Origin of the sequence: Hydrogenophaga sp. PML113 (assembly GCF_001777155.1) — a bacterium.
GTDB classification, from domain to species: Bacteria; Pseudomonadota; Gammaproteobacteria; order Burkholderiales; family Burkholderiaceae_C; genus Hydrogenophaga; species Hydrogenophaga borbori.
In genome coordinates this window covers 40,185-58,547 of record NZ_MIYM01000011.1, presented here as the reverse complement: position 1 = coordinate 58,547, position 18,363 = coordinate 40,185, and the positions used below count along the sequence as shown (strand labels likewise).

9 protein-coding genes are annotated in these 18,363 nt (G+C 73.4%); 5 read left to right on the top strand and 4 right to left on the bottom strand.

Features of this window, described 5'->3' with window-relative positions; all coding sequences use genetic code 11:
* Positions 1–32: 32 nt before the first annotated feature.
* Genes BHU06_RS18650 through BHU06_RS18640 form a run of 3 tightly spaced genes read left to right on the top strand, consistent with a single transcriptional unit; the run spans position 33 to position 11,583 of the window.
* Positions 33–6,821 carry an SdrD B-like domain-containing protein gene (locus BHU06_RS18650; protein WP_139147113.1) on the top strand — a complete coding sequence of 2,263 codons (6,789 nt, stop codon included), beginning with the start codon at positions 33–35 and terminating at the stop codon, positions 6,819–6,821.
* A gap of 53 nt (positions 6,822–6,874) precedes the next feature.
* Entirely contained in the window at positions 6,875–11,113 is a 4,239-nt protein-coding gene (locus tag BHU06_RS18645; RefSeq protein ID WP_070400720.1) for an OmpA family protein, read from the top strand.
* A complete protein-coding gene (locus BHU06_RS18640; protein WP_275564529.1) occupies positions 11,083–11,583 on the top strand; it encodes an HAD domain-containing protein in 501 nt (166 codons plus the stop codon). The genes BHU06_RS18645 and BHU06_RS18640 overlap by 31 nt, the downstream gene beginning before the upstream one ends.
* A 22-nt stretch (positions 11,584–11,605) precedes the next feature.
* Here the strand turns inward: BHU06_RS18640 and BHU06_RS18635 are convergent, their stop codons facing one another.
* Genes BHU06_RS18635 through BHU06_RS18620 form a run of 4 tightly spaced genes read right to left on the bottom strand, consistent with a single transcriptional unit; the run spans position 11,606 to position 15,360 of the window.
* Positions 11,606–12,274, bottom strand: coding sequence for an RraA family protein (locus BHU06_RS18635; RefSeq protein ID WP_070400718.1), 669 nt, complete (start codon positions 12,272–12,274; stop codon positions 11,606–11,608).
* Between the two features lie 4 nt (positions 12,275–12,278).
* A complete protein-coding gene (locus BHU06_RS18630; RefSeq protein WP_070400717.1) occupies positions 12,279–13,469 on the bottom strand; it encodes an alpha-hydroxy acid oxidase in 1,191 nt (396 codons plus the stop codon).
* Positions 13,466–14,386 (bottom strand): NAD(P)-dependent oxidoreductase, encoded by a 921-nt coding sequence (locus tag BHU06_RS18625; protein WP_070400716.1) that lies wholly within the window; start codon positions 14,384–14,386, stop codon positions 13,466–13,468. Before BHU06_RS18625 ends, BHU06_RS18630 begins: the two co-directional genes overlap by 4 nt.
* Positions 14,383–15,360 (bottom strand): tripartite tricarboxylate transporter substrate binding protein, encoded by a 978-nt coding sequence (locus BHU06_RS18620; RefSeq protein WP_070400715.1) that lies wholly within the window; start codon positions 15,358–15,360, stop codon positions 14,383–14,385. Before BHU06_RS18620 ends, BHU06_RS18625 begins: the two co-directional genes overlap by 4 nt.
* A gap of 149 nt (positions 15,361–15,509) precedes the next feature.
* Here BHU06_RS18620 and BHU06_RS18615 point away from each other — a divergent pair, with 149 nt between their 5' ends.
* The gene (locus BHU06_RS18615) at positions 15,510–16,415 is read left to right on the top strand and encodes a LysR family transcriptional regulator (protein ID WP_070400714.1); all 906 of its coding nucleotides are present in this window, start codon (positions 15,510–15,512) and stop codon (positions 16,413–16,415) included.
* Between the two features lie 113 nt (positions 16,416–16,528).
* Positions 16,529–18,301 (top strand): monovalent cation:proton antiporter-2 (CPA2) family protein, encoded by a 1,773-nt coding sequence (locus tag BHU06_RS18610; RefSeq protein WP_070400713.1) that lies wholly within the window; start codon positions 16,529–16,531, stop codon positions 18,299–18,301.
* The last annotated feature ends 62 nt before the right edge of the window (positions 18,302–18,363 follow it).

Here is an 18,363-nt window from a genome sequence, read left to right as displayed (position 1 = left end):
CGTGGTTTCGGTGCACGAACCGAAGCAGACACATGAAGCCCTACCGAACGTCGATGCCGCAGCGCGCGCTGCGCCGCGCCCTGCTCACCGCGGCCCTTGGCCTGATGGCGCTGGGCAGCGCGCACGCCCAGCTCATCATCTCCAGCATTCCCGACGCCCCGGACCCGGTGCCCGCGGGCGGCACCGTCACCTACACGGTGCGCGTGGCCGAAACCAACGGCACGCCGCTGGCGGGCGGCGCCTTCGGCTTCAGCGTGCCGGCCAATGGCCAGTACGCGGGCACCGGCGCGCTGCCCCCGGGCGTGAGCTGCAGCGGCATGGCCGAGGGCCAGACCGGTCCGGGCCTGCTGAACTGCAGCGGCATCGACCTCGGACCCAACGCGGTGGCGCAGGTCCCGCTGCGCGTGCGCTCCACCCTGCAGGGCACGCTGTCGGTGACGGCCACGCCCACGCCGGGCGGCGCGGCGCAGACCGAGCTGACCACCGTCAACGCCGGCGCCGACCTGGACCTGTCGCTCAGCGCGCCGGCCAACGCCTCCGCCGGCAGCACGCAGAGCGTGGTGCTCTCCGTGACCAACCACGGGCCCGACGCCTCACCCAGCTCGCTGCTGAGCTACAGCATCCCGCCGGGCTTCGCGCTCACGGGCACGCCCGCGGGCTGCTCGCTGGCCGGCAGCACGCTCAACTGCAACCTCGGCGCCATCGCCGTCAATGGCTCGCGCAGCGTCACCGTCAACGGCATCGTGGGCGTCGGTGGCGGCTCCACGCTCACGCACACGGCCGACGTCGCCGCCACGGGCGGCGTGGGCGACGGCGTGTCCGACAACAACACGCGCAGCACCAACACCCTGGTGGCGCCGGGCAGCACCGTGTCGGTGGGCAAGACCAAGTCGGCCAGCGACCCGGTGGCCACCGGCACCGCCTTCAGCTTCACGCTCACCCCGCGCTACAGCGGCGACTACCCCACGGGCGTGCAGGTGCTCGACAACGTGCCCGCGGCCTTCTGCTTCGCGGGCGGCGCCACCAGCTTCACCAGCGGCGCCTGGAGCTGCACGGCGTCCAGCGCCTGCCCCACGGCCGCACCGGTGGTGTCGTGCACGCGCAGCGGCGGCGGGGCGGCCGGGGCCAACGTGGCCCTGGGCGACATCGTGATTCCGGTGCAGGCCATCGCCACCGGCGCGGGAGTGGTCAACACCGCCACCATCTCGGCCCCGGGCGCCACCTCGGCCAACGGCTCGGTGGCCACCACCGTGATCGACCCGGTGTCGGACCTGCGCGCCAACAAGGCCAAGAGCTGGCTGCAGGCCGCCGTGCCGCTGAACACGCCGTTCGACTACACGCTGTCCACCACCAACCTCGGGCCCACGCCGTTCCCGGCCAGCGGCACGCTCACCATCACCGACACCCTGCCCGCAGGCCTGCGGCTCAACGGCATCGCCGCGCCAGCGGGCTTCAGCTGCGGCTCCAGCGCGGGCGCCAGCTTTCCGCAGGCCGGCCCGGTCACGGTCACCTGCACCAGCAGCAACCTGGCGCTGGCGGTCGACGCCACCACGCCGGGCATCACGCTCACCGTGCAGGCCACCAGCACGGGCGGCGTGCTCACCAACACCGCCTGCGTGGCCGGCACCGGCGGGCCGGTGGACGACAACGCGCCGAACAACTGCGCCTCGGTGGGCGTCACGCCGCAGACGGGCGTCGAGCTGGCCGACGTCTCCGCGCTCAAGCGCGTGATCGGCACCGGCGACGCGCCTGGCAACCGCCAGCTCGCGGGCCAGCCCGTGTTGTGGGAGATCGAGGTCGTCAACGCCGGCCCGGCCACCGCCACCAACGTGGCCGTCACCGACGTGTTCGACAGCGCCTTCAACGCCTCACCGGCCGACTACAGCCTGAGCACCCTGCCGGGCAGCGCCAGCTTCGGCAGCTGCAACGTGGTGGCAACGTCCAGCCACCTCGCGCTCGACAACTGCGTTATCGCCAGCCTGCCGGCCTGCACCCCAGGCCTGGACTGCCCGCGCATCCGCGTCAGCGCGCGCCACTTCGGCGATGGCACCGCGGCCGACCACAACTTCCAGGTCATCAACTCGGCCTTCGTGCTCGCGCAGCAGCAGGGCGACCCGGACCTCGACAACAACAACTCCGCCAACGCCACCGCCTACTACACGGCGCGCGCCGACGTGGCGGTGAGCAAGTCGGACAACCCCGACCCGGTGCCCGCGGGCCAGGTGCTCACCTACACCATCACGGCGAGCAACCCCGCGGCCACCAGCGCCAGCCGCGCCTATGGCGTCTCGATCACCGACACGCTGCCGATCGGCGTGGTCTTCCTCTCGGCCACGCCCAGCGGCGGCGGCAGTTGCGCCACCGCGCCGGCCACGGGCGCCACCACCACGGCGGGCAATCGCACGCTGGTCTGCAGTTGGGCCTCCATCGCGCGCGGCGCGCAGGAGACCGTGAGCCTGCGCGTGCGGCCCCTGGCCGCGCACAGCGTGGTCGGCGGCGGCAGCGGCAGCATCAGCAACACGGTGAGCGTGGCCACCACCACGCCCGAGATCGCCGGCGGCGCGGCCAACAACAGCGCCACCCAGCCGACGGCCGTGACCGCGCCGGTGTTCGACCTGCTGGTCAACAAGACCGACGACGCCGACCCGGTGAACGTGGGCGACGACGTGACCTACACCGTCACCGCCACCAACAACGGGGCGTCCACGGCCGAGAACGTGGTGCTCACCGACACCCTCCCCGCGGGCGCGGGCGCGCCCACCTTCGTCGAGGTGGTGGCGCCGCTGCCATCGGGCGTGAGCTGCAACACCGCTGGTGTCACCGCGGGCGCCGCCGGCGGCAGCATCGTCTGCAGCATCGCGCAGATCGGTGGCACCGGCGCCGGCTCCACCGGCGAGCCGTCCAGCGTGGCGGTTCGCATCCGCCTGCGCGGCGCCGACAAGGGCCAGTACACCAACCAGGCCAGCGTGGCCCTGGCCGACGCGACCCTGAACGCGCTCGACCCGCAGCCCGGCAACAACAGCAAGGGCGAGCCGACCACCTTCCGCTTCAAGGCCGACGTGCAGGTGGTGTCCAAGCGCGCGGTGCGCCCGGGCACCACCACCGCCGTCACCGAGGTGGCGGCCTCGCAGACCTTCGACTGGCTGGTCGAGGTGCGCAACAACGGCCCTCAGGCCGCCGAGACCACCAGCTTCACCGACACCCTGCCGGCGGGCCTGGTGCTCGCCAGCGCGCCCAGCTTCACGATCACCGCCGGCAGCTTCACGCCCGCCGCCGTGAGCTGCACGGGCGTGGCCGGCGACACCGCCGTGAGCTGCGCCATCACCAGCATGCCGGCCAACGGCACGGCCACGGTGCGCATCCCCGTGCGCTTCAGTGGCGCGCCGGCCAACGGCACGGTGCTCACCAACACCGCGCGCATCGTCACCACCGGCTCGGGCGACAGCAACGGCGGCGCCGACCCGAACGGGGGCAACAACTTCAACAGCGGCAGCGTGACGGTGCAGACCTCGGGCGTCAGCGGCCGCGTCTACCACGACCGCAACGCCAACGGCATCAGCGAGGGCGGCGAGCCCGGGGTGGCGGCCACGGTCACGCTCACCGGCACCGACCAGTGGGGCGCGCCGGTGAGTCTTTCCACCACCGCCGACCCGGTCACGGGGGCCTACCACTTCGACGTGCCACCGGGCACCTACACGCTCGCGCTCACGCGCCCGGGCGGCTGGCTGCCAGGCCTCACCCGGGCCGGCGGCGTCAGCGGCGCGGGCTCCAGCCCGGGCACGGTGCCCACCAGCGGCGCCGGCGTCACCGCGGGCCCCAACGGCTCGGACGCGCCGCTGATCCAGACCATCGTGCTCGACGGCGCTGGCGCCGCGTCCACCAACAACTGGTTCGCGCTGCTGCGCGCGGCCAGCCTGGCCGGCAGCGTCTACCTCGACCAGGGCCTGGCCAACGGCCAGCGTGACCCGGGCGAAAACGGCGTCGCGGGTGTGGCGGTGGCCATCACCGGCACCGACTTCTACGGCAACGCCGTCACGCGCGCGCTGACCACCGACGCCGACGGCCGCTACGCCGTCACCGACCTGCTGCCCGGCAGCTACCAGATCGACGAGACCCAACCCGCGGACCTGGCCGATGGCGCCGAGCACCTGGGCAGCGTGGGCGGCGCGCCGCGCGGCAGCGCCAACCCCGGTGGCGTGAACGACCGCTTCGGTGGCGTCGCGCTCGGCTCGGAAGAGGCCGGCACGGATTACGACTTCGGCGAACTCGGCGGCCAGCTCGGCGGCCACGTCTACATCGACCGCGACAACGACGGCCAGCGCGACCCGGGCGAGCCCGGCATCGCGGGCGTGACCATCACCCTCAGCGGCACGGCGGCCAACGGCGCGGCGGTGAACCGCACGGCGGTGACCGACGCCACCGGCCGCTTTCAGTTCGACGGCCTGCTGCCCTCCGACGCCAGCGGCTACACGCTCACCGAGACCCAGCCCGCCGCCTACGGCGACGGCCTCGACACGGCCGGCCAGGTGAACGGCGCGCCCATGGGCCAGGCCGGCAACGACCTCATCACCGGCATCGTGCACCTGGGCGGCGCGGGCGATGGCTACCTGTTCGGCGAGCGCGCCGCCTCCATCGCCGGCAGCGTGTTCAACGATGTGGCCGGCAACGGCGTGCGCGAGCCCGGTGACCTGCCGCTGGCGGGCGTGACCATCACCCTCACGGGCACCGACGCCGACGGCCACCCGGTCACGCGCACCGTGACCACCGGCGCCGACGGCAGCTACCGCTTCGACGACCTGCCGCTGTCCAACGGCGCGGGCTACACCCTCACCCAGACCCAGCCGCCGGGCTACGCCCAGGGCGGCGAGTCGGTGGGCTCGCTGGGCGGCAGCGCGCCCGGCCCCAACACCCTGGTGGTGCCGCTGACCACGCCCGGCGCGCAGGGCACGGGCTACGACTTCTGGGAGCGCGCGCTGGCGCCCTCCACGCTGAGCGGCACCGTCTGGCAAGACAGCGACAACGACCGCCAACGCGCGCCCGGCGAGCCCGTGAAGGCCGGCTGGACGGTGGAGCTGCTGGTCTGCGCCGACGGCAGCGCCAGCTGCGCGCCGGCCGACATGATCGTGCTCGACAGCCGCGTCACCGCGGCCGACGGCAGCTACCGCTTCGAGCAATTGGTGCCGGGTGACTACCACCTGCGCTTCCGCACGCCCTCGGGGCAGGTGATCGGCGGCGCCTGGCCGACCGACCCGGTGCTCAACGCCGCCGGCGGCGCGCACCCGACCACGCCGGGCATGCGCCCGCTGCCCATGATCCCGGTGCCCATCGGCGCCGGCATGGCCGTGGTCAACCAGGACCTGCCCCTGGACCCCAGCGGCATCGTCTACGACAGCGTGACCTCGCAGCCCGTACCCGGCGCGGTGGTGGAGTTCCGTGGCCCGCCCGGCTTCGATCCCGCGCTGCACCTGCTGGGCGGCAGCGGCAGCGTGACCACGGCGGCCGACGGCCTCTACCAGTTCTTCCTCATGCCCGGCGCGCCAGCGGGGGAGTACACGCTGGTCGTCACGCCGCCCGGTGGCTACATCCATTCGGCCACGCACCTGCCCTCGGCCGGGCCGCTGAACGCGCAGACCTGCACCGCGCCCGCCGGCGTGGTGGACCCGGTGCCGGGCGACCCCTGCGTGGTCTCCACGCCGGCGCCGCTGCCCGGCGTGCCCTCGCCGTACTTCCTGAGCGTGCTGTTCCCCGGGGGCGGCGCGCAGAACGTGGTCAACAACCACCTGCCGCTGGACCCGGTGGGCGGCTCGCTCATCGAGCTGCGCAAGACCACGCCCAAGCTCACCGTGAAGAAGGGCGAGCTGGTGCCCTACGTGATCACCGCGCGCAACACCCGCGCGGTCGCCCTGGCCGACGTGGTCCTGGTCGACACCCTGCCGCCGGGCTTCAAGTTCGTCGCCGGTTCGCTCACCGTGCAGCGGCTGCCGGGCGGCGCCATCGAACCCGTGGTGCCGCTGGTCGAAGGCCGCCGACTCACGCTGCCGCCGCGCGCCTTCGCCCCGAGCGAAACCCTGCGCGTGTCCATGGTGCTCGGCGTGGGCACCGGGGTGGGCGAGGGCGTCTACGTGAACCAGGTGCTGGCCCAGCAGTCGGCCACGCAGGCCGCGCTGTCCAACACCGCCACCGCCTCGGTGCGCGTGGTGCCCGACGCGCTGTTCGACTGCACCGACGTGATCGGCAAGGTCTACGACGACCGCAACGCCAACGGCTACCAGGACGAGGGCGAGCCCGGCCTGCCCAACGTGCGCCTGGCCACGGTCAACGGCCTGCTGGTCACCACCGATCCGCAGGGGCGCTACCACATCGCCTGCGCGGCGGTGCCCAAGGAGGGCACGGGCAGCAACATCGTGCTCAAGCTGGACGAGCGCACGCTGCCCTCGGGCTACCGCGTGACCACCGAGAACCCGGCGGCCGAGCGCGCCACGCGCGGCAAGTTCGTGAAGATCAACTTCGGCACCACCGTGCACCGCGTGGTGCGACTGGCGCTGCGCGCCGAAGCCTTCGAGCCCGGCGCCACCGCGCTCCAGCCGGCCTTCGCGGCCGAGCTGCCGAAGGCCATCGCGGCCTTGGCCGAACGCCCCTCGGTGTTGCGCCTGGCCTACCGCGCCGCGCCGGGCGAAGCGCCCGAACTGGCCGAGGCCCGCACCCGCGCCGTGAAGGCCGATCTGCTGGAGCGCTGGCGCCGCCACGGGGCCGCGCAGCAGAGCCCCCTGTTCAACCTGGACATCGAGGTCGAGCACGTGTCGCCCTCCGTCGCCCCCTGACGGAGGACCGCATGCACCCCACGCACGCCCCCCGGACCTTTGCCGAGCCGACCATGAACGCCCGCCTCCGCCTGAACCGACGCTTCCGCCACGCGGCCGTCTCCGCCGCCGTGGCCGCCGCCTGCCTGGGCATGGGCGCCGCCGCCGCGCAGGACGCCCGCACCAGCGGCCACCACAGCGGCGGCGACTGCCGCACCGAGGCCCGCGGCCGCTTCGATGACCGCTGCGCCAGCGACGCGCGCGCCGTCGAGATCGATGGCCGCGACCACCCGCCCGCCGCCGCCGAACGCGAGCTGCCCCGGCTCAGCGTGGTGCTGGGCGATCCGCGCGCGCTGCGCGAGACCTCCGAACAGCGCCAGGAAACCGTGCCCGGCGCCGCCGCGCCCCGCGACGAGGCGCACACCGCGCGCTTCGACTCGGGCGAGGACCTGCTGCTGGACAGCGACCGCCAGCGCCTCGACCAGATCGTGGCCCAGGTGAAGGGCCGCCCCGCGCTGCGCTTTCAGATCGTGGGCCACACCGACGCGCAGCCCATCGGCCCGCGCCTGCGCCCTCGCTTCGCCGACAACCACGCCCTGGGCCTGGCGCGCGCGCGCCAGGTGGGCCGCTACCTGGCCGGGCGCCTGGGCCTGCCCGAGAGCGCCTTCGCCTACGCGTCCAAAGGGCCCGACGAGCCCCTGGCCACGCCGCGCGAGGACCGCGCGCACTGGGCCGCGAACCGCCGCGTGGAGGTGCGCGCCTGGTGGACCGACCAGGCGCCGCCCACCACCGTGGTCCACACCACCGTGCGCCGCAGCGACCCGAGCGAGTGCCACATGCTCTCGCCCTACGAACGCGACGAATCGCCGTTGCGCCTCACGGTGGACGGCGCGCCTCTGATCGGCGCCGACGCGTCCAGCGCGGACCGCCAGCGCTGCATCGACGTGCAGCTGGAGCGCCACCAGCTGCGCCTGCAGGTCGACAGCCTCTCGCAGCCGCGCCGCCTGAACGCCGCCGCCTGGCCCACCACCGTGGCGCCCGGCGACACCGTGCGCTTCGCGGGCCACAGCAACTACCTGCTGTTCCTGCACAAGGCCGAGCTGCGCCTGTTCACCCTGAACGCCGGCGGGCAGCGCCAGCCGCTGGCCGCCATTGCCCTTGACGCGAACCTGCGCGGCGAATGGACCGTGCCCGCGGGCCTGCTCGACGGCCTGGGCGCGGCGCGCGACGGCAAGGTCTTCTACCGCCTGCGCGTGTTCGACGCGCAGGGCCGCTTCGACGAGACCGAGGACTTCTCGCTCACGCTGGCCATGCGCCGCCCCGACGCGGCGCAGCCGCACGAACCCGAGCGCGAGCTGCTGCGCGGCTATGGCGACAGCCGCCTCGCGGTGAGCCACATCCCCATCCGCGCCGGCACCGTCACCGCCAGCGGCCAGGCCATCCGCCCCGACCAGCGCGTGCGCGCGCTGGGCTACGCGGTGCCGGTGGACCCGAACGGCCGCTTCGTTTTCCAGCAGCTGGTGCCGCGCCGCGTGCAGACCGGCGAGATCGCCGTGCTGGAGGCCGACGGTTCGGCGCGCGTCTACCGGCGCGACTTCGAGCTCCCCAAGCAGGACGGCTTCTTCATCGGCCAGGCCGACCTCACCCTGGGCCGCCAGCGCGTCAGCGGACCGGCCGCGCTGCTGACCATGGACCCGAACCGCCAGGACGGCGGCTCCTGGAGCGAGGGCCGCCTGGCCTTCTACACCAAGCGCCAGCTCGACGAGCGCTGGACCTTCACTGCCAGCCTGGACACCGAGGAGCGCCCACTCAACGAGCTGTTTCGCAACCTCGACCGCAAGGACCCGAGCACCCTGTTCCGCCGGCTCGACCCGGTGGACTCCTGGGCCACCTTCGGCGACGACTCCACCACCGTGGAGGACGCGCCCACGCAGGGCCGGGTCTACGCGCGCATCGACGACGGCCGCTCGCACGCCATGTGGGGCAACTACAAGCTCAACCTGGACGAGACCGCGCTGGCCCAGATCAGCCGCGGCCTGTACGGCCTGCACGGCCGCTACCTGAGCGAGGACAGCACCGCGCACGGCGAGGCGCGCCTGCGCGTGGACGCCTACGCCGCCGAACCGGGCACCCTGTCGGCGCGCGAGGAGTTCCGCGGCACCGGCGGCTCGCTCTACTACCTGCGCCACCAGGACATCACGCGCGGCGCCGAACGCGTGTTCGTGGAGATCCGCGACCGCGACTCCGGCCTGGTGCGCGCGCGCCGCCTGCTGGTGCCGGGCTCGGACTACGAGGTCGATCACCTGCAGGGCCGCGTGCTGCTCAACGGCCCGCTGCCCAGCTTCTCGGACGACGGCGCCATCGTGCGCGCGGGTGGCCTCACCGGCCAGCCCACCTACCTGGTGGTGGACTACGAGTACGCGCCCCTGCTGGGCTCGCTCGACACCCTGGCCACCGGTGGCCGCCTCTCCTGGTGGGCCAGCGACGCGCTGCGCCTGGGCGTGACCGCCTCGAAGCAGGAACAGACCGGGGGCGACCAGACCCTGGCCGGCGTGGACCTGCTGCTGCGCCACGGCGAGAACACCTACCTGAAGGCCGAGGTGGCGCGCTCCGACGGGCCGGGCACGGGCGAGCTGCGCTCGCTCGACGGCGGCTACCACTTCGCCGGCGAACCGGTGGACCCCACGGCCGACGCGAACGCCTGGCGCTTCGAAGGCCAGGCCGACCTGAAGGACCTGGGCCTGGCGGACGGCGGGCGCATCGCCGCCTACGCGCAGCGGCGCGGCGCGGGCTTCTCCGCGCCGGGCCAGCTCGTCAGCAACGAGACGAAGCAGGTCGGCGTGGACGCCGCGCTGCCCCTGGGCGTGCGCACCGAGCTGCGCCTGAAGGCCGACCGCCGCGACGAGCGCAACGGCTTCGACAGCGACAGCGCCGAGGCGCAGCTGAGCCACCAGCTCACGCCGCACTGGCGCCTGGGCGCGAGCCTGCGCCGCGACGACAAGCGCAGCGACAGCGTCGTCACCAACGGCGGCCTGCCCTGGGGCGCGGCGGTGGAAGGCGCGCGCACCGACCTGGGCGTGCAGGTGGACTACGACAGCCTGGCCAGCTGGGCCCTCTATGGCTTCGCGCAGCGCACGCTGTCGCGCAGCGGCACGCGCCTGGACAACGACCGCCTGGGCGTGGGCGCGCGCTACCGCGTCAACGACAAGCTCGCGCTCAACGGTGAGCTCTCGGGTGGCGACGGCGGCGCGGCCGGCCAGCTGGGCGTCGACTACCAGTACGACGACCGCTCCAGCCTGTACCTGACGTACGTGCTGGACACCGGCCGCACCGACGAGAACACGCAGGGCCGTGGCGGCACGCTGGTGTCGGGCGCCAAGTCGCGCATCAACGAAGGCCTGAGCGTCTTCACCGAGCACCGCCACAGCGTGGGCGCGCAGCCGGGCCTGACACACGCCTATGGCGTGCAATACGCGCCCGACAGCCGCTGGACCCTGGGCGTGTCGCTGGAAAACGGCCGCGTGGGTGTCGAGACCCTGGGCGAGCTGCGCCGCGAGGCCATCGCCTTCAACGCCGGCTACAGCAGCGACACCGTGCGCTACAGCGGCGGCGCCGAGTACCGCTCCGACCGCGGCAGCGTGGAGTCGCGCCGCAGCTGGCTGCTCAAGAACGCCTTCAGCCTGAAGGACGGCGAGGACGCGCGCTGGGTCGGCAAGCTCAACTGGGCCGACAGCGACAGCAGCGCGGGCGCGCTGGCCGCCGCGAAGTACACCGAGGCCAGCCTGGGCTATGCGTTGCGCCCGGTGAACAACGACCGCGTGAACCTGCTGCTCAAGTACACCTATCTGCACGACCTGTCCTCGCCGGGCCAGGTGTCGGCGACGGGTGTCTCGTCCACCCAGGTCTTCACCACCGGCAATCACTACCAGCAGCGCAGCCACTTGTGGGCCGCCGACCTGAGCGTCGACCTCACGCCGCGCTGGACCCTCGGCGGCAAATACGCCTGGCGCCAGGGCGAGCTGCGCGCCAGCCGCGACAACAGCGCGCCCTGGTTCAAGAGCAGCGCCGACCTGGCGGTGTTGCGCCTGGACTGGAAGGTGGTGCGCCGCTGGGACTGGCTGCTGGAGCTGCGTTCGCTGCGCGCCAAGGAACTGGGCGACCGCCGCACCGGCTGGCTCACGGCGGGCTACTACCACATCAACGAGAACGTGAAGCTCGGCCTGGGCTACAACTTCACCGACTTCTCGGACGACCTCACCGACATGCGCTACCGCAGCCGGGGCTGGTTCATCAACCTGCTGGGGAAGTTCTGAACACGCCTGCGCTGGTCACCGTCTTCCTGGATTTCGATGGCGTGCTGCATCCCGTGGGGGCCCCGCGGGACTGGCTGCTCGACAAGGCCGGCATGCTGGCCGCCTCGCTCAAGGACCTGGAGGGCGTGGAGATCGTGGTGTCCAGCGGCTGGGCGGCCTACCACCCGCTGTCCGAGATCCAGGCCCTGTTCCAGCCCTGGCCCGCGCTGCAGGCCCGGGTGGTGGGCCGCACCGAGCCCTGGGTGCGGCCGCCGGGCCACGGCGCGGCCATGCCCGAGCGCGAGCGCCAGTGCCGCGACTGGCTGCGCGCCAACGGGCGCTCGGCGCGCCATTGGCTGGCCATCGACAACCAGCGCCACCACTTCGCGGCGCGCGATCGGCTGGTGCTGGTGGACGGCCGCCAGGGCCTGCGGGTGGGCAACCTCTACCGGCTGGTGGAGATGGTCCACCGGCTGCGGCGCGAGGCCTGAGCAGAAGGCCTGAGCGCGTGGCTCAGGCCCGCAGGCCGATGCGCGCCAGGGTCTGGTCGATCCAGGCCGTGTCGATCCGGCCCTCGGCGATCTGCCGCAGCGTCACCTGTTCCGCCTGCGACTTGTTGCGCGCCGCGTCGAGCACGGCCGCGGCCTCGTCCTGCGGCACGCAGAGCACGCCGTCGGCGTCGCCGATGATCAGGTCGCCGGGGTGGATCACCATGCCGTCGATGGCGATGGGCGCGTTGATTTCGCCGGGGCCGTCCTTGTAGGGGCCGCGGTGGGTCACGCCCGCCGCGAACACGGGCAGGGCGCCGGCGCCGATGACGTCGAGGTCGCGGATCGCGCCGTCGATGACGAAACCGGCCAGGCCGCGCCGGATCGCGTAGGTGGTCATCAGCTCGCCGATCAGCGCGTTGCTGAGGTCGCCGCCGCCGTCCACCACGATCACGTCGCCGGGCTGGGCGATCTCCAGCGCCTTGTGGATCATGAGGTTGTCGCCGGGCCGCGTCTTCACGGTGATGGCGGGCGCGGACAGACGCGTCTCGCGGCTCAGCGGGCGCAGGCGCGCGCCGGCCGCGGTCATGCGGGTCATGCAGTCGCTGACGTTGGCGACGGGCACGCCGCGGAAGGCCTCGACGAGGTCGGGCGCGACGCGGCGGGGGACGGGGAGGATGCGCAGTCCAAGCATGGCTTCAGTTCCGTTGGGCGGGGATGAGGTGGCTGGGGTCCAGGTCCTCGGGCCGCAGCACGCCCATCAGGGCCATGTTGCGCGAGACCTCCGAGCGCAGCAGGTCGATGGCGCGGTGCGCGCCGGCCTCACCGGCCACAGCGGCGGCGAAGGCGAAGGGGCGGCCGACGAAGACGAAGCGCGCGCCCAGGGCCAGGGCCTTGAGCACGTCGCTGCCGCGGCGCACGCCGCTGTCGAGCATCACCGGAATGTCGGGGCAGGCCTCGACGATGCGCGGCAGCACCGCCAGCGGCGCGGCGGCGCCGTCGAGCTGGCGCCCGCCGTGGTTGCTCACGATCACGCCGTCGACGCCCTCGTCGGCCGCGCGCCGCGCGTCGCGCGCGTCGAGCACGCCCTTGACCACGAGCTCGCCGCCCCAGACGCGGCGGATCATTTGCAGGTGGCGCCAGTTCAGGTGGCCGCGATCGGAGAGGTTGCGCTCCACGTGGGGCGAGAGGATGGGCGCGCCGCGCGTGGCGTAGCTGTTCTCGAAATGCGGCATGCCGTGGCGCAGCAGCGTGCGCAGGAAGGTGCCGAACAGCCAGCGCGGGTGCGTGAGGCCCTGCCAGGCGAGCGCGGGGCCGGGCCGCACCGGAATGGTGAAGCCCGCGCGCAGGTTGCTTTCGCGGTTGGCCGCGGCCGGCGTGTCCAGGGTGATCACCAGCGTGCGGTAGCCGGCGGCCTTCACGCGCTCCAGCAGCGCGAGGATGCCGGCGTCGTCGCCGGGCAGGTAGGCCTGGAACCAGGCCCCCGGGTTCACCGCGATCACCTCTTCCAGGCGGATCAGCGAGGAGCCACTGAGCACGAAGGGAATGTTCTCGCGCCGCGCGGCCCGGGCGATGACCAGGTCGCCGCGGTAGGCCGAGAGCGCGGCCAGGCCCATGGGCGCCACGCCGAAGGGCGCGCCGTAGCGCTGGCCGAACAGCTCGACGCCGGTGTCGCGCGGCGTGATGTCCACCAGCACGCGCGGCACCATCTCCCAGGCCTGGAAGGACGCGCGGTTGGCGCGCAACGACTGGTTGGTCTCCGCCGCGCCGGCCACGTAGCCGAACACCGGGCGGGGCAGGTGGCGCCGCGCCTCGGCCTCGAAATCGTCGAGGCACAGCAGGCCCTGCAGCCACCGGGGGGCGGCCGGCGCGTCGGCGCTGCGGCTCATGCGCGGGGCTCGCGGTGCTCGGGCAGGGCCTTGCCCGAGAGCGCCCGCACCTGCAGCGCCAGCGCGGCCCAGTCCCAGTCGGCGCGGCCGCCCTCGCACAGCTCGTCGAGCAGCCGCTCGGCCAGCGCGGCGGTGGGCAGCACGGTGCCCGTGCCCTGCGCGCCCTGCAGCGCCAGGCGCAGGTCCTTGCGCATCAGCGCCGCGCGAAAGCCCGGCGTGAACTGGCCGGCGGCGATGCGGGGGGCGTGTTTTTCCAGCGAGAAGCTGCGCGCGGCGCCGCCCAGCAGGGCCTCGCGCATCGGGGCCGGGTCCACGCCCTCGGCCTCGGCCAGCGCGAGGGCGTCGGCCACGCCCAGCAGCGCGCCGGCCACGGCCACCTGGTTGCAGGCCTTCACCACCTGGCCCGCGCCCACGCCGCCCACGTGCAGCACGCTCTTGCAGAAGGCGCCCAGCGCCTCGCGGCAGGCGTCCACGCTGGCGGTCTCGCCGCCGACCATGCAGCTCAGCACGCCCTCGGCCGCGCCCTGCTGGCCACCGCTCACGGGCGCGTCCAGGAAGCCGATGCCGCGCGCCGCGAGCGCGGCCGCGAACCCGCGCGCCGACGCCGCCGCGATGGTGCTGGTGTCCACCACGGTGCTGCCCGCCGCCAGGCCGTGCACCAGGCCGCCGTCGGCGAACAGCACCTCATGCACCGCCGCGTCGTCGGGCAGGCTCAGGAAAACGATGGCGCTGCCCCGGCCCACGTCGGCCGGGCCGGTGCCGGCCGTGGCGCCCTGGTCCACCAGGGCCTGCACGGCGCGCGCCTCGCGCGCGAAGACCTTGAGCGGGTAGCCCCGGCGCAGCAGGCAGCCGGCCATGCCGGCGCCCATGGCGCCCAGGCCGATGAAGCCGAAGGAGGAACCGGGCGCGCGGCTCATTTGCCGATGGCCTTGCCGATCAGGTCCACCGCCGCGACGACCTCGGCCTGGAAGGCCGCGCCGTCGGCGTAGTCCTGGGTCAGGCCCGACTTGGCCACGTAGTCCTTCCAGCCCGGCGCCTGCATGGCCTTGTGGAAGGCGTCGTGCAGGTAGCGCCGGATGGGCTCGGGCAGGTTCGCGGGCGCCATCAGGCCCTTCATGTTGTCCAGGGCCACGGGCACGCCCAGTTCCGTCATGGTGGGCACCTCCGGTAGGGCCGGCAGGCGCGCGCGAGAGAACAGCGCCAGCGGGCGCACGCGGCCCGCGTCGATCATGGCTTTCATTTCTTCGTAGGCGCCAAAGGCACTGTCCACCTGGCCCGCGAGCAGGGCGGTCATGGAGTCGGCCGCGCCGCGGTAGGGCACGTGCAGCAGCTTCAGGCCGGCGGCCTTCTCGAACACGATGCCGGTGGCGTGGAAGATGCCGCCTTCGCCGGTCGAGCCGTAGGACACCTTCTCGGGCGCCTTTTTCGCTTCGGCGATGAGCGCCTTCATGTCGGCGAAGGGCGAGTCGGCGCGCACCGCCAGGATGCTGGGCGCGCGCGAGACCTTGATGATGGGCGTGAAGGAGCGGCGCGAGTCGTAGTTGAGCGGGCGGAAGTGGCCGACCGAGGTGGTCTCGCTGCCGCCGCCCACGAACAGGGTGTAGCCGTCGGGCTTGGCGTCGGCCGTGGCCTGCGCGGCGATGGCGCCGGCCGCGCCCACGCGGTTGTTCACCACCACCGGGACGGGAATGATGTCCTTGGCCGCGTACGAGAGCTGGCGCGCGATCTGGTCGGCCGAGCCGCCGGGCGCGAAGCCCACCAGGATGGTGATGGGCTGGGTGGGCTGCCAGGCCTGGGCGCGCGCGGCCAGGGGCAGGGCCGACAGGCCCAGCGCCGCGCCGGCGGCGCCCACGAGGTGGCGGCGTCGCAGGCCGGTGGAATGAATGCTCATGCGCTGTCTCCTTCTGTTGTGGGGCCCGGTCCACCCGCTCGGGTGGATCCGGGGCGCATTCTGGGAAGATGCCTTGTGGATGAAAAGCGATATATTTCGATCGCTCTTGTTCGCCTTTTTTCAACACCAAGGATTGTGCGGCGCCGGCCATGACGCTCAAGCAGCTCGAAGCCTTCTACTGGGCCGCCACCGCCGCGAGCTTCCTGGTCGCCGCGCAGCGGCTGCACATTTCGCAGTCCACCTTGTCCAAGCGCATCGGTGAACTGGAGGCGCAGCTGCGCACCACGCTGTTCAACCGCGGTGGCCACCGTGCCGCGCTCACCGAGGCGGGCGAGCAGCTGCTGCCGCTGGCGCGGCGCATGCTGGCGCTGTCGGAAGACATGCGCGATCAGCTCGCGGCCGGCGGTGGCGTGCGCGGCCTCTGCCGCTTCGGCGTGGGCGAACTCGCGGCCCTCACCTGGCTGCCCGACCTGGTCTCGCACGCGGCCGCTAAGTACCCCGAACTGCGCCTGGAACCCTGCGTGGACCTGGGCTCGGCGCTGGAGCAGCGCCTCGAAAGCGGGGAACTGGATTTCGCCGTGGTGGCCGGCCACTCCACGCGCGGCGCCATCGCCAGCGAAGCCATCGCCCAAGTCCGCTTCTGCTGGGCCGCCTCACCCGCGCTGTTGGGGCGCCGCCGCGCGGTGGACGCCGCGCTGCTGGAGCGGCACGCGCTCATCACCCAGCCCGGCGCGGCCGGTCCCACGCGCATGCTGGAACACTGGCTGGCGCTCAACGGATTGCAGGCGCCGCGCCGGCTGGTGTGCAACAACCTCGCGGCCATCGCCAGCCTGATCGCCTCGGGCGTGGGCGTCGGCCTGTACCCGCGCGGCTGGCTGCGCCGCATGGCCGCGCGCCGGGCCGTGGTCGAGCTGCGCGGCCCCCAGCCCCTGCCGGCGCTGCAGTACACCTTCCAGCACCGGCGCGACGACCACCGCGCGCTGCTCACGCGGCTGCGCGAGCTGGTGCGCGAGACGGTGGACTTCGACAAGTCCGGCCCCTTGTGGGGCGGCTGAACGGGGCGGTGCCAGAATCGCCTGGCGCCAACCACTGGAGGGGACCATGCGCCGCCACGAGATGAACCCGCCGCCCGGATCGCCGCGCGGCCCACGATCGCCGCAGGCCCGCCATGGCCGCTGATGCCGCCTCCACCCAATTGGTCCCGGTCGTCATGCTGCTGGGGGCGGCGGTGGTGGCGGTGCCGCTGTTCAAGCGCATCGGCCTGGGCTCGGTGTTGGGCTACCTAGCGGCGGGCCTGGCCGTCGGCCCCTTCGGCCTGGGCTGGTTCAGCGACCCCCAGACCATCATCCACACCGCCGAGCTCGGCGTGGTGATGTTCCTCTTCGTCATCGGCCTGGAGATGCAGCCCTCGCACCTGTGGGCGCTGCGGCGCGCCATCTTCGGGCTGGGGAGCCTGCAGGTGCTGGTCTGCGGCGCCATGCTCACCCTGGTGGGCGTGGCCTTCGGCTTTTCGTGGCGGGTGTCCTTCATCAGCGCCATGGGCTTCGTGCTCACGTCCACGGCCATCGTGATGCAGCTGCTGGGCGAGCGCGGCGACATCGCCACGCCGCGCGGGCAGCGCATCGTCTCCATCCTGCTGTTCGAGGACCTGCTCATCGTGCCGCTGCTGGCCGTGGTGGCCTTTCTCTCGCCCGATGCGGCGGCCGAGGTGGCGGGCCCAGCGGCGGCGGCCTCGCGCTGGCTGTCGGTGGGGATCGCGGCCGGATCGGTGGCGCTGCTGGTGGCCGTGGGCGTGTGGCTGCTCAACCCCATGTTCCGCGTGCTCGCGAACGCGCACGCGCGCGAGGTCATGACGGCCGCGGCCCTGCTGGTGGTGCTGGGCGCGGCGCTGCTCATGCAGCTGGGCGGCCTGTCCATGGCCATGGGGGCCTTCCTGGCGGGCGTGCTGCTGTCGGAGTCCACCTTCCGCCACCAGCTGGAGGCCGACATCGAGCCCTTCCGTGGCCTGCTGCTGGGCCTGTTCTTCCTGGGCGTGGGCATGTCGCTGGACCTGTCGGCGGTGGCGCGGCACTGGGTCCTCATCCTGGCGGGCGTGCTTTCGCTGATGGCGGTGAAGGCCCTGTGCATCTACGTGGTGGCGCGGCTCACGCACAGCCCGCACGCCGACGCGCTGGACCGCGCGGTTCTGATGGCGCAGGGCGGCGAGTTCGCCTTCGTTCTGTTCGCGGCGGCGCTCGCGGGCCGCGTGATCGACCCGGTGGTGAACGCCAACATGACGGCCATCGTGGTGCTGTCCATGGCGCTCACGCCGCTGGCGGTGCTGGCGCTGCAGCGCTGGGCGCCACGCACCGGCCCATCCGCGGAGGGCGCGCCCGTGCCCGACCACGAGGCCGGCGCGGTGCTGATCATCGGCTTCGGCCGCGTCGGCCAGATCGCGAGCCAGAACCTGCTGCTGCTGGGCGCGGAGATCACCATCATCGACGCCGACCCGCAGCTCGCGCGCGAGGCCGAGCACTTCGGCTTCAAGGTCTATTACGGCGACGGCACGCGGCTGGACATCCTGCACGCGGCGGGCGCGCAAGACGCCAAGGTCATCCTGGTGTGCGTGGACGAGGCCAGCGCGGCCACGCTGATGGTGGAGCAGTGCAAGCACGCCTTCCCCCAGGCGCGGGTCATCGCGCGCTCCTTCGACCGCGGGCACGCCGCTGAGCTGGTGAAGGCGGGGGCGGACGTGCAGGTGCGCGAGACCTTCGAGTCCGCCATGGTCATGGGGCGCGAGGCCTTGCTCGCGCTGGGCACGGAGCCGATGGCGGTCGACGCCATCGTGGCGGACATGCGCCGCCGCGACGCCGAGCGTTTCCAGATGGAGCTCGACGGCGGCGGGCTGGTGGCGGGGCGGCCGATGATTCTGGGCAATCTGCGCGGGCGCCCGGGGCGCTGAGCGCCAGGACCGGGGCCGTGCACCGAAGGCGGGCGTCCTCGCCGGGCCGGCCGGCGCCCACC